The organism is Pontimicrobium sp. MEBiC06410 (genome assembly GCF_053601615.1).
Genome location: NZ_JBSHNT010000158.1, coordinates 51,415 through 67,145 on the forward strand (window position 1 = coordinate 51,415; position 15,731 = coordinate 67,145).

Consider the following 15,731-nt stretch of genomic DNA (forward strand, 5'->3'; position numbering starts at 1 on the left):
CAATGCGACACTATATTATAATACTATGCTGCGCTATAAGCGCTTTAAGTTTTGCGCAACACGACGAAAAACAATCTACAATAGATTTTGTTGAAATAATAGACAACAATACCGAAGAAGCACTGTTTTACTATCAAAATAACTGGCAACTATTACGTGAAAAAGCAAAGAAAAAAGGATACATTCATTCCTACCAAATGCTACAAACAGAAAGTACACCAGAAGCACCATATCACTTAATTTTAATTACTACCTACGCTAATAAAACACAATATGAAGCTAGAGAAGAGCATTTTAATGAGATAATAGCCTCTAGCGGCGGACTTAAACTGTTAAACGATAAAAAAACTACTGATTTTAGAAAAGTAGTTGGAGGGAAAGATAATGTAAAACATTTACACTAATCTCAGAACTAAAAATAATTAAAAAATACGTATTTATACGTATTTTTTTTGGTTGTAGAAATCCCTAATTTTAAAATCTAATCAAACCAATACTTATACTTTATGAAAAGCCTCTACAACGATAAACAACGAGAAGATGGTAAAAAAGACCGAAGTCTTACCTCAAAAGATGCCAAGTATTACAACACCACATGCAGTTGCGATGATCCTATAGATTGTTTAGAACACATGTTTTGTACCATGACGCAAGAACGACGCGTTGTTATGGAAGGACAATGCCCAGCAAGGCGTCCTGTGTTTTTAAGGACACACGGCATTATAGAAGGAGAAATAAACATTCTAGAAAACGATAAAATTTGTAATAGCTACAAACACGGTATTTTTAAAAACCCATCTAAACATCCTGTATATGTACGCTATTCATCAGATCTAGCAGATGGAAGACCAGATTGGAAAAGTACCATTGGTATAGGTATAAAAATATTTAACATAGACAGTACAGAACCTGCCGAAAAAGGAAAGAAAGCAAAAAAATCGGATACTGCCGATTTACTACTACAAAACGTCCCTAACTTTTTTGTAGATACCGCTAGCGATATGTGTAATTTTACTAAAGCTAGTTTTGAAGGTTGGGGTAACGAATGGATACAAGACAATGCCCCAAACACCAATCAATTACTAGACGACATGGCAAAACCTATTCGCTCTGTCTTTGACACCTCTTTATGGAGTGTAGTCCCCTTTAAGTTAGGAGATGGTTATTGTAAGTATATTTTAAGACCAGGTACCTCAACTTTTTTTGAAGAGCCAGATATTAACGACCCCGATTTTTTAGCAAAAGATTTAGCAGGACGTATGGCAAAAGGCCCTGCTACTTTAGACATCTATATCCAAAAACGCCCAACAACAAAAGATGGATTTAGCCAAACCTATATAGATGAGCATTTTCCTTTAGATAAAGCGACTGTTGTATGGGATGAAAAAGAAGCCGTTCCAGTAAAAGTGGCAACTATAAAAATGAAAAAGCAAAACATTACTAAACAAGAGCAAGAAATATATGGAGATTGGTTAGCTTTTAATATTGGTAGAACTGCAGAAGAAAACAAACCTGCTAAAGAAAGTAGCGTAGCACAAGCTCGTGTACGCGTTTACCAAACCAGCGCAAACTACAGACGTAAAATGAACCAACAGTCAGTAGAAGAACCAACCGCGCCAGGAAAACCAGAAATAAAAAACCCAAAATGTCCGTTTAGCGGAGTTAACCCACAACCAGAAGAAGAACAACCAAAAGCCTTAACCCAAGAACAAATAGATGCCATTACGCATGTACGCATTCATCCAGGAATAGGTATTGCTCGTGTAGGTAATAGTACAAAAGACTACTATATAGGGCCAGAAGTGTCTAACCCTGAGCCAACAAAATTTGGATCAACACGAGATAAAACAGGAGCCATAAAACGCCAAGCTGCGCGCTTTAGAGTCTATGGCTATGATAAAAACGGAAATGTCGTTGCAGAAGTGCAACAATCGGAAAACACACAAGTAGAATGGTCTGTGCATGTTGCTAATAAAAAATCGGCTTGGTACGAGTTTAATGCGGCAATGGATATTCCTGCAACAGTAAGCTTAACTGTTCCATTAAGAAACCCAGATGTTAAAGGTAGTGACAGAGCAGCTTTAGCAATAGATCCTGGAGAAAAGAAAATAATGGGGCTAAACATGAACGATTCTAGCTATAATTTAAACGGAAACTTTCAAGGCACTCCTGTTATGTTAGGACAATTACGTACCGACTCTGTAGGACGATTACTATTTATGCCTGGCTTTGGAGTTTCTGCAAGCCCACAAAACAAACCCGTATTTAATCCGCTAAAACCAAGCACATTTAATAACCCTGCAGGATGGTACGATGACATTGCTGATGGTCCTGTACGAGCAAAAGTAACAGTAGGCGATAAAGATTTTGATGCAGATGCCGCTTGGGTAGCGTCTGCCCCACCAAACTATGCACCAGATATTGTGGGTTGGAGAAACATGAACGATTTAATGCAAAACGTATATATGGCGTCTGGTATGTTAGCACTACCAACTCGCGTGTCGTTTAAAAAGCATGTAAAACCTATTTTAACACGTTTAAGTGAATTACAATGGGTAAACAAAGGCTTTTTATCTATGTTTGGAGCTGGGGCGCCTATGAATTTTAATGATAAAGACTTGCTAAAAAAGCTATCTACAGCGCCAGTAAGTATGAAATATCCAGATCCAAATGGAGAGTTGCGTAGAACTATATACAATAGTTTTAGAGCTAAGGATGTAAAATCTGTTGAAGAAGGCGCTTGGCCTTGGATTTACGGAGATGCATTTGGTTATACCAATCCAGATCCAACAGTAGCACCATCGGCAGATACCTATTTACAATTACCAGCATTTTACGATTATGTGCTATCGGCATGGGTAAAAGGGGATTTTATTAGTGATTACGACCCAACGGAAAGTACTCATCAAACTTTCGACAAAGTAAATTTACAACAGCAACCCAATACACTTGATGAGGCCAATATGCATTTCTGTATAGCCGATGCTTTTCATCCAGGAGCAGAATTAACATGGCCAATGCGTAATGCTTCCATGTATCGCGCGCCTTACCGTATTAGAATGCGTGCAGCTGGAAAAGACGACCCTACTTACGGTTCTACACTAACTACAGAAGAAGTAGCAGCTATGAATGGCCCATTATACGATCAAGGCCCTGGAGATTTAACTCGCTGGATGGCGGTACCATGGCAAGGAGATACTGCATTTTGCCGTTCGGGGTACGATATGGAATACGATCCCTATTTACCAACATTTTGGCCAGCAAGAGTACCTAATCAAGTACTAACACGTATTGACTACCGTACACTTATGGATACTTCTAAAACCAATGAAGAACGTATTGCTGCATTTCAAAACCGACCAAGTTGGTTACGTCAATTACCTGGATCAAATCCCGTTGCAGAACAAATGCAATATATGATTGATCATTTTGGTGAAATGGGAATTGTAGAAGCCATGCCATCTCCAAACAAAGACAAAGGATTTGAATGGATGCCAGATACATTATATGTAGAAAACTTAACGCCTGTTAAAGGTGCCGAATTAGATGAGGCGCATAAATTATTCCTTGAGAATTATGGTGCTATGAGCGATACAGATCGTGCATTAACTGAAGCGGGATGGTTTAGCGAAGAACAACGAAACGAATTCGAAACCATTAAACGTAGAGGAAATTAATGAACATACCACATTACGATGTTGTTATTGCTGGAGCCGGCCCTGCGGGTTGCGCTGCAGCAATACGATTACGTCAACTTAATATTACTGTATGCTTAGTAGATGATGCTAAGGATACAGTATTAAAAGTTGGGGAATCCTTACCAGGAGCCGCTATACGGTTACTAAATCGTTTAGGCATAACAGACATCAACCAAATATTATCAAAAACCGATTATTCTATTTGCATAGCTAATGTATCGGCATGGGGTATGGATAATTGGACCTATAATGATGCTATTAAAAACCCCGAAAATGGCGGATGGCATATTTTACGACATAAGTTTGATGCCGCACTGCGAGAATTAGCATTAAAAAATGGCGTCGTTTTTTATAAAGCCAAAATAGGAAAAATAATAGCCAACGAAACAAGGCAAACACCAAAAAAAGCTAACTATACGCTTGCTTTTAAAACACAAGAGCAGCACTTGCCTAGTGCTATTTCTGCACAATGGATTATGGATGCTACTGGTAGAGTTGGTAGTTTAATTAAACAATTACAAATAGAACGTTTAAATTTTGAGGAACAATTATCTGCTATTGTATGGTTAAAATCCAGTGACAAAAATCCTGATAGTACTACCCGAATAAAATCTGTTGAAAATGGCTGGTGGTACAGTGCTAAATTACCAGATAACACAAGAGTAATTGCTTTTTATGGGCTAGCCAATACTGTTTCTAAAATGGTAAAAACACCTTCCCTATTTATAGAAGACGCTAACGCAAGTCGTCTCTTAGAAGATTCCATTACCGAAAATGATATAGCAGAAGGCGTTACCGCTCGTAATGCTGCGACTTCTTTTGCCAAAGAAGTTATTGGAGACTCGTGGATTGCCATTGGAGATTCGGCTTTATCCTTAGACCCCATTTCTTCTCAAGGTATGTTTTTTGCTTTATATAGTGGTATTAGAGGTGCCGAAACTATTGCATCTGTAATGGAAGACCAAAACGATGTAAGTAATATTCGTAATGCTTATAAACAGAAAATAGAATCTGTGTTTGTAGCGAATCAAAACTCTAGAAAACATTTTTATACTTCAGAGTTGCGCTATACTAAACACCCCTATTGGCAACAGTATTTAAAATAACTACAACTTATACATTACACCAAAGTACATAGTAAATGGCTGTAAGTAATCGAAAGTAAAAGTACTATAATCTTCACTATACAATCGAGATCTTTGGTTTTCAGAATCCAAAATATTGTTTATAGAAAAATAACTAATAAGTGTATTATCTTTTACTTTAAACACTTTATTAAGCGTTACATTTATACTATTGTAAGCATTAAGAGATTCGCTATTAACACCATTAGAATATGTAGGACTAAAAGCATTTGCATTAGTATTAAATGTACTAGTTTCTATGGGTGTAAATCGTGTTCCTGAGCGCCCAATATAACTTAATGCAACATTTACATATTTAGGATTGGTATACGATAGTGTCCCTTTTACAAAATAATTTAAATCATCTGCAGCATTTACAAACGTATTATTAACTCTAATATCTTTATCTATTATGGTATTAGACACTGCAACTGTAAAAGCGTCGTTAATAAAGTATTGGGCAGCAAATTCTAATCCAAATATTTTTGTTTTATCGAAAGCAATGAACTCACTAGTTACTAAATCACCGCCTTCATCTTTATAATACACTGCGGCATTTATGGTATAGTCTTTCTTTGTAAACTCATAATCTAATGCGACTTGATAACTCTTTAATAAGTTGTAATTTGTATTAAAAAATACTGGTAATGAATAATTGTAATATTTACCAGAACTTAGTAAAAATGAATGCTTACTATTAGCATTGTATCGTAGGTTAAACTGATAGCTTACATTAGTGCTTTGGTTAGTTGTTGGAATATTAATTCTACCTCCAATAGAGCCCGTTAATTTACCTGATAGTTTTTGAGTATCGTATAGGTATAATTCCGTAACATGATTTGAAATGTTATCTCCAATACTTAACGATGGTGCTGTAGGGGCTTGTGCAAAGAAAAATTCGGGTATTGTACTTGTAAAATTATAGGTATTGTATGTTGATGTTGCACCTATTTGCAATGTGTTTCCGTCGAAAATTTTGTTTTTATAATTAACGGCAGCATAGAATTGTTGTTCTTTTACATCTGAATTTATATTACCAAAATTAAACTTTCGTTTAGCTAAATCTATACCTCCGTTTATAGTTAAATAACCTTTATCATATTTTTTTTTGAAGTTCAAAACATTAAAATAACGGGTATTAGATGTTTCTTGTGTTCCTAAATAAGTAAAACTCTGTTGCTCTGCACTGTACGATTCATCAATAATATAATTAAAGACGTTAAATGACGTATCTTCACCTATTTTATGATAGTAATTAACACCAACATCTTTATTTCTAAAGTAATTAATGGCTTCAAAACCTGAAGCATTTAAACCTGTAAACAGTTTAGAAAATTGCCAATTCCCGTAGAGTTGTATAAAATTATCTTCTGTTGTTTTTTGAGATAAGAAGAATCCTAGATTAGCTAATCCTGCAGACAAGCTTAATTGATTTTCTTTTAATCTATTAATAGACTCTATTTCTATTAACCCCGCACTAGAATTCCCGTAAGTTAATGGCGGGTTACTTGCATAAACATATTGTTTATCTATAAGTTCTGTATTAAACAAACTAAAACTCCCAACACTATTAACTTGACTATTTTTTATAGGATTAGCTACAGGAACGCCATTTAACACCACTAAAGATCTTGAAGCACTGCTTCCTCTTAGTGCTGGACTGGAATTTTCGTTTACGTTTGTTGATGACGGTAATCCAGTAATAGCTTTTAAGGGGTCACCATTAGACAAAGGATCTAAATAGATGTCTAGTTTTTCTAATTTGTTTACCGAAAATTGCTCAGATATTGGTGATTTATAATTTAATAAAACTTCTTCTAATTTACTTTCTGCCGTATTAATTATAATGGTATTAACCTTATCTGTTACTAATGTTTTTATTTTTTTATAAACTGTTTCGTAGCCTATGGAAGAAATGACTAGAGTATCTTCTTTATTCGATAAAATAGACATAGGCAGGTTAAATTTCCCATCAAAATCTGTAGTTGTTCCAATAGTTGTATCGCTCTTTAAATAGACATTAGCTGCGAAAACTGGAATACGCTCTTCATCTAAAACAACCCCATTAATTCTTGTTTGGGCAAACCCTATAGCGCAGTATAATATAAAACAAATTACAACAATACTATTTTTAATCATTCTTACACTTCCAATCACTTCAATCTATTAGTTTTACTGCTAATGATTTTATAGAATAGTTATCTGGATATAATGCTATCGCTTCTTTAAAGTATTTTTTAGCTTCTGCTATATCGCCTTCTTTAATAAATGCTTCAATAAGCATTACATAGCTTGAATCTTTTCCCCAAGAGGGTAAGTATTTATTTTTAACTGGTTGTTCGGGTAATGCTATTGCTTTTAATAAATGTTTTTTAAGCACTTTACCTCCTCCAAATTCTTTTGGTGTATAAAAATCATTACTTGCAGCTACATAATGTGCTCTAACATTCTTGCTATCTAATTTTAATGCTTTTTCTATATTTTTTTTAGTTTTAACAGAATACACGCCTTTCCTTAAATTTGGCACATATTGTATTGCAAAGCCTTGAAGCATTCCTAAAAGGGCATAGTCTTCTGCATTTTTAGGGCTTAATTCTTCCATAATTTTCACCCCAATGTTTATAGCTTTCTCACTATTTGCCCTATCTTTATTTTGCATATAGTAAACTGATTTATAATAAAATAAATAGGCTTGCCAATATTTAATAATATTTTGCGGGTGCTTTTTAACCAATGCTTCCAACTTATCTTCAATACGCTCTATACTTTCTACATTTTTAGAGGTCACAGCAGTTACAAAGGCTTGGTATATTTTTTCTTGTATATTCTCTAGTATAGTATTATTTACATTAAACTGTAATGTGGTTTCTGCATAAGCAATTTCTGCATTTGTTTTAGAGTTTTCACACCCAGTAGTTAACGTAATGAATAGAATGGCTAATATGTATAATGTTTTCATGTTTATTTAATTAAATGTTAGAAATCTTTGAAATCCAAAAGGACTAAAAAAGAGAAAGATTAAAACCACCCAAAAAATAAAATAGAGTTTTCTTTTCCCTTTAACACTAAAGTTGAACTTACCATAATCGTTAGAATCTACATTTACTAAAAAAATATCTGAGTAAAACGGATTTAACTCTATAATAAGTTCTATTGCAAAAGCATAATACAGCATTTTATAAGATAAAAAACCATTAAACAGGCAAATTAATAAAAGGGTAACCGTCATTGCTATTCCTGAATAAAAAAAGATATACCGGTGTAATTTATTCTCTGTATTCTCTACTTTAACATAAGGATGCGGATATGGAAGCATAGTTATGCCTACACTAAAAATACGCAACTTTAAAAATAGTGCACTAATAACATGCCCTAACTCGTGAAGAACAGTTAATGTTAATAGGCCAGCAAATAAATATAAAATACTCATACTCTATGTAATGCTTTTCTTTTAAATAAATACATAAATAGTAATGCGAAAACTGCAAAAAAGGCAAACATCATTAATAATGCATAACCAATATTTTCTTCTCTATAAAAGTTTAATAAATATGTTAGTGGAAAAAACTTGTTAAGGGTTGATATAAAACTATTTAACTCACTAACTGGATAAAAACAATCACAGAGAAAAATCATTAAAAAGTATACGATATTTCCAATTTCTTTTCCTGCATCTTCTGTGTTTCTAAAATTTCCAGAAAAGCTAATAATTAGCCCCATAAAAGAGAATAATATTAAACCAAAAATAGATCCTGAAACAAGTAATATAAGTTGTGTAAGTGTTACTGTATACCCAAAGAATAAAAACGCTATAAGTGTTAGCATTAAAATACTTGCAATAACAACTAAAGCTCTACAAATAACCATACCTAAAAAGTAGTTAAACACATTCATAGGAAGCCCTTTTAGAAACTTAATAATGTTGTCTTGGTAATATTGTTTTATTACTGCACCTGTAGAATAAATGCCTTGACTTACTACATTCATTGCTACAACTCCAGACAGTAAAAAGTATATATATTCTGGATCAGATATGCCCCAAATACTACCAAAAATAACAAATAGTAACGTAGGAAATATAAAGGTAAAAAACAGGGCTACCTTAATACGGTAATACATTAGCAAATTATATTTAATAGAGGTTATAAGTGATTTCATTAGTTGTTTTTTGAAATTAAATAATGATAAATATCTTCTAGTCCTTTTTCTAACAGAGAATATTTATTAATACTTTGTTGTACAATCCCTAAAGTGTTTTTAAAGTCTTCACTAAAGATATGGTGTTGCTCATCGTAGGTTACCACTGTGGCATTGGATAACTTATCTTTAATATCATTAGTAGCGTCTACTACAATTTTTTTAGTTCCAGCTATATATTTGTCAGACAGATAATTTGCAACGGTGTCGCTTTCTAACAGCTGTTTTCCTTCGCTTATAAAAACTACTTTATCTGCGTACTGCTCTGCTTCTTCCCAAATATGGGTGGTAAATAACACTGTTAAATCTTTTCTGTTAAATAAAATCTTCCAGTATTTACTCCGCATGGAAGGGTCTAAAAAAGAAGTGGGTTCGTCTGCAATAAATAGTGATGGCGAATGTATTAAAGACAATATAATACCTACTTTTTTGCGTTCGCCTTTAGACAAAGCATAAAAAAGACTGTTATTAATTTTCTCTATACCTAAACTTTCTTTTAACTGATTTACAACACTGTTTTCTTCTTTTATTTCATGAATATCTGTTGCAAACGAAATAAGTTCTTTAACTTTTAACGCTGGGAAAAAAGGACTATTATCATATAAAACACCAATGTCTTTTTTACGTTTTTTAAACGTGTTATTATAGACTTTTACTTCTCCAGAGGTTGGCGAAAAATTGTCTGCTATAATATCTATAATCGTACTTTTTCCAGAACCGTTGCTACCTAATAAGGCTACTTTTTCGTTTTCTTGTATACTAAAATTTATTCCACTTAGAATCTCTTTTTTTTCAATAGTATAATGTAAATCTGAAATAGTTATTACATCCATATAGTTATAAAGTCTATTTTATTATTTTGTATCTTTTTGTTTTACTTCTTCTACTTTTTCTTTACCAATTACTAGAATATTCTGAATGGTTTCCCCCACGCCGTTAACTTCTAGTAATTCATTTATTTTATCATCGTAATAAAACCCAACCATACAGGAGGCTAAATTGATATGTTCGCAAACAAGATTAATGTTCTGTGCTACAAAACCCGTTTCCATTAATATAAATCTATAGGCACGCTCACCGTATTTAATCATCTGCCTTTCAAATACAGATGTTGTTAATACTACACAAGATGCATTTTCTATATCTACCCAGGGTTTAGATCCTGAATAGTCTGCTAAATAATCTGTAAAATCACCTTCTTTAATTAAGGATAGTGCATTTTTAATTGGGCTATAATGGTATAGTCCTTTGCGTATATCTCCATTTAGTACTACTACATATAATTCTAGAGGATATAATCCTCCAGCTGAAGGTACATGCCTAAACGACCAATTTACTGTTTCGCTAACTTGACTTGTTTTTGAAATACCATAAGAGTAAAACAGTATTTTATGCAACTCGAATAGCGAGATTTTATAGTCTCCATCAAAGTTTCTTCCACTGTGGCGATTTTCTATCGTTTTATAAAAATCTGATTTTTCGCCCTGTATAGCATAGTCTTCTAAATCATGAGTTTCTATTTGATAATAGTTTTTATAGGGCTGACTTGATTTTGCTACCACATAAGGATTCTCGAACATACTTATTTGAGAAATCTGCTTTCTAGCTATTATCTTGTTTACTTTAGAATTCTCATGGTAAAGCATAGCCATGGTATTTCCTAGAGTGTGCACACTCGTCATTTCCATATCTAAGCGGTCGTATTTTCTTTTTATATTTTCAATATTCATCTAATGTCGTTTTTAGTTTATGGAAAAGGATAAGGATAACGTGAAATTTCTTCGTATGTTCTTGCGGGATAACCTAATGCTGGTGGTACTTCGTACAAACGTTTACCTCCCCAAAAATAGAAAGGGTAACCACCTGCCATTTGTACTAACTGAGGAATATATATTTTTATAGAATAAAAACCTGCTTGATTAACATCTACAGTGGTTACATCTTTAAAGAGTACATTATAGCCTTTCTTTTTAAAGACTTTAAGCATACTTTGTATTTCTTCTATATCTGTAGTTTGCCTTACTTCATTAAAATCGATTTCTTTAGTTGGTTCCTTATCTATCCATTTATCGAATACTTTCATTTCTTCTTTATGGACATTATAATAGAGCGAATGGTCTTCAAAATCTCTTAAATCCATTTTTTCTTTATTCCAATCTGGATTTTTATTAAAAGTATGTCGTAAGTACGAAACGGCTTGTCCGCACTCCATGATTACTTTTTTAATAGCTTCTGCATATGTTCCTCTAGTTGAAGAGCCCACAGTTATAAACTTACCATAATCGCTTTCTCCTACACAAAAACCAAATACTGATGGTTTTTCTAAATCTAGTGTGACGTCTAGTAAATGAAATTTAAAGTTTTTAGGATAATATTGGTCTATGTAGTCTTGCATTTCTTGAGTAATCCTAATCTTAGGCACATCTAAATGGTGAGACCATGTAATTACAAATGAGTCTCGCTCTATACATTCGTACATGCCTCCTAAAACCGCTTTATAGAAATTGGAATGCGCTGCTAACCCTGTAGAGGTGTTAAACATAATATAATACGGGTCTTCAAAGAAGGGCATATACACTAATGTTGCAGGAATACATGCTTCTTCACCATCTGTAAGATCGGTACATTTTACCCAATGCAGCTCTAAATCTTCGGTTAGAGGTTTTATTGGTAATTCATTTTTTTGATATAGAATATGCTGGTTTTCGTGGTATATGGCATATTCTGAAGGATGAATCTTCTTTCCTACATTTAAATCGTTATATGTAGTTTTTATAAATTCGTCTTTTTTGTAAAATACAGGTGCGTAACGTTCTGAAATTTCACCCAATGTGGTAAGCATAGCGCCTTCCCAAGAATATGCACAACCACTTCCTCGTCCAGGAAATGAGGTTGTACCTAGCATAGATGTTTCTGATGGTATAACTCCAAAAGCTATTAGTTTAGGATCTCCATTCTGAATTGGTAATCGAGAAACTCTTTTTAATATGCCTGTTTCATCTGAAATTATACAAGAACACTTATCTAAAGTTTGAGGTGTATACATATATAGAAGTGGTTTTTAATTATTTTAAAGCAATATTGGCTATCCATGGCGATAGGTTGTATTCCAATTCTGGTTTACAAGTGCCACACAGAGGATTCTTTAATAATTTATGCTTCTCTGTTGTTAACGACGGTAAAAAATTTACAATGTTATTGTACGTTTCTGGCACGTCCCACTCTGTTAAAAACTTTAGACCATCGAATATTGCTGCCGATGCTATAATTTCATGAAAACCTGTTGGAGCCCAATCTGGTTGTGCAGATTTATCTTCTTCTTTTAAATGCTTCTCGTATGCTAAGAAATATTGTAAATGTTCTATATTACTTTTTACTCTCGCTGACAAACACTCGTAACAGCCCGTTTCTTTACCGTAAAATAGAGGGCCTATACTTCCATAACCTCTCCACATTCCTCGAACTAGCATCCAAGGTTTATTTTGTATTAATGCTATTTGGTTTACTTTTTCTAAAAAATTAGGGTTCCATCGGTTGTTTTCTACAATAACCAAATCCGACCGTTTAAACGCCTTTTCTAGTAGTGCTTCATTATTTTTATTTCCAATTTTAGTAAAATTAAGAGAACCAAAATCACCTTTATTAGTGATTTTTTTAAAGGCGTCAAAGAGTTCTCCAGAGCCTATTACCTCTAACGTTTTCTCTGTTTTTAATCTAGAAAAATCTTGTTTACCTAGTAATCCTAATGCTAAACCTTTAACATCTTTTTTAGGATTAGTGTAGTAGTCATTGAAAATACCACTTTCCTTTAATTCGTTAATTACAGGCATTACTTTAGATTCTTCAAACTTACTTTTTAAAGCTTTCATTAAATCTTTAAACGAGTAGTTTTTCTCTCTAGTGATTTTTATAATATGAAGGAAAATTTCTTTTTTCTCGTCTCCTTCAAAACGAACTAAAAAGACATCTCCCTTAGTTCTTATTTGATAAACATTATTCTCTTTATCTTCGAAAATATCATAATTACTGAGCATATATTTTTCTTAATTTATAGTTTTAGTGAATAAAAAAGTCTGTGTACATAATTATACACAGACTTAACAATACTTTAGAGTGATGCTTCTGCAGAGAAGATACTAAAGTTACAACAGCAACAACAGTTACAGTTACATCCAGCTGCAACCATAAATTTGTCGCTAGCTCCTAATGTCGATGATAATCTTTCAATTTTCATGATAATGAATATTTAATTAATTATGTCTACTCTATTATAGCTTTTCGACTTACGCTATACTACTCTAAACGAGCAATTAAGTCAAAACTACAGATAAAACTTTCTAACCAAATAACCATTAAGCATATTTAAAGTAAGGGAAAACCTTACTTTAAATTAATTGTAATTAACTACTTTTTAAGGAGTTACAAATCAAGCAAATTCTATTTTTATAAATTATTTAATTGGTTATCGTTACCCTTTTCACTAATAGTCCAAAAGAAACCTACAAAGAAAAACTGGTCTAGTGCTGGACGTAAAGCACGCCTAGAGAAGTTATTATTTACATCGGGTGTGGCTGCATATTGGTATCCATTTATATTTTTAATACCTAATACATTATTTACAGAGAAATACAGTATTTTTTGTTGGGTTAATAAATAGGCCCAGTTTACACTTAAACTATTAAAACTTTTAGTTTTTGCATTTAAAAAACCTACTTGGTTAGGGTCTGTATACGTTCTGCCTGACGCATAAGTATAACTTAGTCCTATTTGGCTTTTCCATTGGTCTACCCAATATTTTCCTACTACAGATAAATTATGTGTATTTGCAAAATTGGGCTGTGCTGCTACTGGGTAATTTCTATAGTCGCGTTCTGTGTCTAGATACGAGTAACTTAACCAATAATCTACATTTTTTATACTCTTACTGTCTCTCCAAAATAGGTCTAATCCTTTAGCAAAAGCACTTCCGTTACTGTTAAAATCACTATCTAATTGTGTAAATTCGGTATCGTACTTCACTAGATTATTATAGTTTTTATAATAGGCTTCTGCTCTAAATATTTTACCATCGTTATTTAACTGGTAATTTAAAATATAGTGTTGTGTTTTTTGCGCTGTTAAGTCTTGATTAAATTTTAAAACGTCGGCATTAGGGTTCTGGTAAAAATCGCCATAAGCAAAAGATAATTGTCCTTTTCCACTTGTTTTGTAGGCCAAGGAAAGCCTTGGAGCTAGTGTTGCTTCTTTAAATAATTCGCTATACTCAGTTCTTAATCCTGCTTTTAAGGCTAGTTTTTTAGAGAAAAACACATCGGCTTCTGCAAAGGCCGCTGTAATGTTATTATTATAACCATAATTTAAAGGTGCAATAGCTGCATTAGTAAAATCTTCATTAAATTTTGTTGCGAAATATTCTACTCCAAAATTAAGTTTAAAACGACTATTAAAACGACGTTTAAATTTAGCTTTTGCGTGTATTGAATTTTCAGTATTATTTATATCTGTATCTGTTACACCAACTTTATTATTTGCATACGTATAGCTTAAACCTCCAAATACACGCCACACCTCGTTTAGTTCTCCAGAATAGGAACCGTTAAAATAGAGGTTCTTATTGTTTAATTTAAATCGAACACCTTCTGAGACATTAATGTCTTCTTGAATTAAATCGAAACGAGAGGCATCGAATGCAGAATATAATTTATAGATACCTTGGTCTGTTTTATGTCTATATACAGCTTCTCCCGAAGCGCCTTCGTAGGGTTTCTTCCATTCGTTTCTATCATTAAATATAGCATTATATGGTGCTAGATTAATATAAGATGCGTTAACACTTAATGAATTTTTACCCCATATTTGAGTATTTCCTAATGTAGCTCCCACGCTCATAATACCAATGTCTGTTTTTTCTTGATCTGGCACATCTATAGTGTTTAGTAGTAAAACACTGGATAATGCTTGCCCATATTCGGCAGAGTAACCTCCTGTAGAAAAAGTGATTCCATCAAAAAGAAAGGGAGAGTAGCGCCCTCTTGTTGGACTGTTATTAGGGCTTGGTGTGTAAGGTGTAAATACACGAATACCATCTATAAAAATCTGCGTTTCTTCGGCCTCGCCACCTCGTACAAATAATCGCCCGTCTTCTGATACGGTTGTGGTTCCTGGTAAGGTTTGTAATGCGCCTACAAAATCGCCTAAAGCACTAGCTGTTGTAACAACATCTAGTGGTTTTAACACCGATATTTTACTATTATCGCCTGCTGCAAATGTTCCTGCAGATAATACTACCGTATCTAATGCATTAACATCTTCTCGTAAGGTTATATTTATATTTTGTAATGTAGAAACATCGCTCTGTATTTGTTCAGTTTCAAAAGACACAAAAGATATAATTAGTGTTTGTGTTTTTGTTGCTTCTGTTTTAAAAGAAAATGCTCCTTTTTCATTTGTTGTACCTCCATCGTATGTGCCTTCTAAATATACATTGGCTCCTTCTATTGGTGTGTTTTTTGCATCCACAACACGACCACTTATAGTGGTTTGTGCAAAAGCGTTAATTGTTATAAATATTATTAATAAAAATGTTAGGCGTTTCATACTGTTCGTTTGTTTACTTTGTTTACTTTGTTTAACAGTACAAAAGTGCATACACCTCACGGTTTTTAAAACTTAGTCTTACCGAACTGTATTTTTTTTAAGATGAATTGAGTAT

Annotated in this window: 12 protein-coding genes; 3 read left to right on the forward strand and 9 right to left on the reverse strand. The window is 33.2% G+C overall.

The annotated features are described in order from the left end of the window. The first annotated feature begins 2 nt into the window (after nucleotides 1-2). From ACVC08_RS13540 to ACVC08_RS13550, 3 genes are all read left to right on the forward strand, one after another. Entirely contained in the window at nucleotides 3-404 is a 402-nt protein-coding gene (locus ACVC08_RS13540) for a hypothetical protein (RefSeq protein WP_452602419.1), read from the forward strand. Nucleotides 405-506: 102 nt separating this feature from the next. After that, complete coding sequence (locus ACVC08_RS13545; RefSeq protein ID WP_452602420.1) at nucleotides 507-3,677, forward strand: LodA/GoxA family CTQ-dependent oxidase; 3,171 nt, start codon at nucleotides 507-509, stop codon at nucleotides 3,675-3,677. Continuing rightward, nucleotides 3,677-4,804 (forward strand): NAD(P)/FAD-dependent oxidoreductase, encoded by a 1,128-nt coding sequence (locus ACVC08_RS13550; protein ID WP_452602421.1) that lies wholly within the window; start codon nucleotides 3,677-3,679, stop codon nucleotides 4,802-4,804. Before ACVC08_RS13545 ends, ACVC08_RS13550 begins: the two co-directional genes overlap by 1 nt. On the opposite strand, the gene ACVC08_RS13555 is transcribed toward ACVC08_RS13550, so the two are convergent. The 9 genes from ACVC08_RS13555 to ACVC08_RS13595 all read right to left on the reverse strand — a co-directional run bounded on the left by ACVC08_RS13555 (nucleotide 4,805) and on the right by ACVC08_RS13595 (nucleotide 15,616). After that, the gene (locus ACVC08_RS13555; protein WP_452602422.1) at nucleotides 4,805-6,979 is read right to left on the reverse strand and encodes a TonB-dependent receptor; all 2,175 of its coding nucleotides are present in this window, start codon (nucleotides 6,977-6,979) and stop codon (nucleotides 4,805-4,807) included. It abuts the gene before it with no gap. 1 nt (nucleotide 6,980) lies between these two features. Then, nucleotides 6,981-7,781: a tetratricopeptide repeat protein gene (locus ACVC08_RS13560; RefSeq protein WP_452602423.1), complete on the reverse strand. Its 801-nt coding sequence runs from the start codon at nucleotides 7,779-7,781 to the stop codon at nucleotides 6,981-6,983. 6 nt (nucleotides 7,782-7,787) lie between these two features. Next, nucleotides 7,788-8,252, reverse strand: a complete 465-nt coding sequence (locus ACVC08_RS13565; RefSeq protein ID WP_452602424.1) for a hypothetical protein — start codon at nucleotides 8,250-8,252, stop codon at nucleotides 7,788-7,790. Further along, the gene (locus ACVC08_RS13570) at nucleotides 8,249-8,980 is read right to left on the reverse strand and encodes an ABC transporter permease (protein WP_452602425.1); all 732 of its coding nucleotides are present in this window, start codon (nucleotides 8,978-8,980) and stop codon (nucleotides 8,249-8,251) included. The genes ACVC08_RS13565 and ACVC08_RS13570 overlap by 4 nt, the downstream gene beginning before the upstream one ends. Then, the gene (locus tag ACVC08_RS13575; protein WP_452602426.1) at nucleotides 8,980-9,852 is read right to left on the reverse strand and encodes an ABC transporter ATP-binding protein; all 873 of its coding nucleotides are present in this window, start codon (nucleotides 9,850-9,852) and stop codon (nucleotides 8,980-8,982) included. Before ACVC08_RS13575 ends, ACVC08_RS13570 begins: the two co-directional genes overlap by 1 nt. A 21-nt stretch (nucleotides 9,853-9,873) precedes the next feature. Beyond that, nucleotides 9,874-10,749, reverse strand: coding sequence for a SagB/ThcOx family dehydrogenase (locus ACVC08_RS13580; protein ID WP_452602427.1), 876 nt, complete (start codon nucleotides 10,747-10,749; stop codon nucleotides 9,874-9,876). Nucleotides 10,750-10,766: 17 nt separating this feature from the next. Next, nucleotides 10,767-12,065 carry a YcaO-like family protein gene (locus ACVC08_RS13585; RefSeq protein ID WP_452602428.1) on the reverse strand — a complete coding sequence of 433 codons (1,299 nt, stop codon included), beginning with the start codon at nucleotides 12,063-12,065 and terminating at the stop codon, nucleotides 10,767-10,769. Between the two features lie 19 nt (nucleotides 12,066-12,084). Then, on the reverse strand, nucleotides 12,085-13,053 hold the full coding sequence (locus tag ACVC08_RS13590) for a TOMM precursor leader peptide-binding protein (RefSeq protein WP_452598089.1): 969 nt from the start codon (nucleotides 13,051-13,053) through the stop codon (nucleotides 12,085-12,087). Between the two features lie 409 nt (nucleotides 13,054-13,462). Beyond that, nucleotides 13,463-15,616: a TonB-dependent receptor gene (locus ACVC08_RS13595; protein WP_452602429.1), complete on the reverse strand. Its 2,154-nt coding sequence runs from the start codon at nucleotides 15,614-15,616 to the stop codon at nucleotides 13,463-13,465. Nucleotides 15,617-15,731: the final 115 nt, after the last annotated feature.

What these genes read in the sequence shown, in the direction of transcription:
- ACVC08_RS13575 (WP_452602426.1), bottom strand. Translation starts at nt 9,852, where the DNA reads ATGGATGTAATAACTATTTCAGATTTACATTATACTATTGAAAAAAAA.
- ACVC08_RS13580 (WP_452602427.1), bottom strand. Translation starts at nt 10,749, where the DNA reads ATGAATATTGAAAATATAAAAAGAAAATACGACCGCTTAGATATGGAA.
- ACVC08_RS13550 (WP_452602421.1), top strand. Translation starts at nt 3,677, where the DNA reads ATGAACATACCACATTACGATGTTGTTATTGCTGGAGCCGGCCCTGCG.
- ACVC08_RS13560 (WP_452602423.1), bottom strand. Translation starts at nt 7,781, where the DNA reads ATGAAAACATTATACATATTAGCCATTCTATTCATTACGTTAACTACT.
- ACVC08_RS13565 (WP_452602424.1), bottom strand. Translation starts at nt 8,252, where the DNA reads ATGAGTATTTTATATTTATTTGCTGGCCTATTAACATTAACTGTTCTT.
- ACVC08_RS13540 (WP_452602419.1), top strand. Translation starts at nt 3, where the DNA reads ATGCGACACTATATTATAATACTATGCTGCGCTATAAGCGCTTTAAGT.
- ACVC08_RS13570 (WP_452602425.1), bottom strand. Translation starts at nt 8,980, where the DNA reads ATGAAATCACTTATAACCTCTATTAAATATAATTTGCTAATGTATTAC.
- ACVC08_RS13545 (WP_452602420.1), top strand. Translation starts at nt 507, where the DNA reads ATGAAAAGCCTCTACAACGATAAACAACGAGAAGATGGTAAAAAAGAC.
- ACVC08_RS13590 (WP_452598089.1), bottom strand. Translation starts at nt 13,053, where the DNA reads ATGCTCAGTAATTATGATATTTTCGAAGATAAAGAGAATAATGTTTAT.
- ACVC08_RS13585 (WP_452602428.1), bottom strand. Translation starts at nt 12,065, where the DNA reads ATGTATACACCTCAAACTTTAGATAAGTGTTCTTGTATAATTTCAGAT.
- ACVC08_RS13595 (WP_452602429.1), bottom strand. Translation starts at nt 15,616, where the DNA reads ATGAAACGCCTAACATTTTTATTAATAATATTTATAACAATTAACGCT.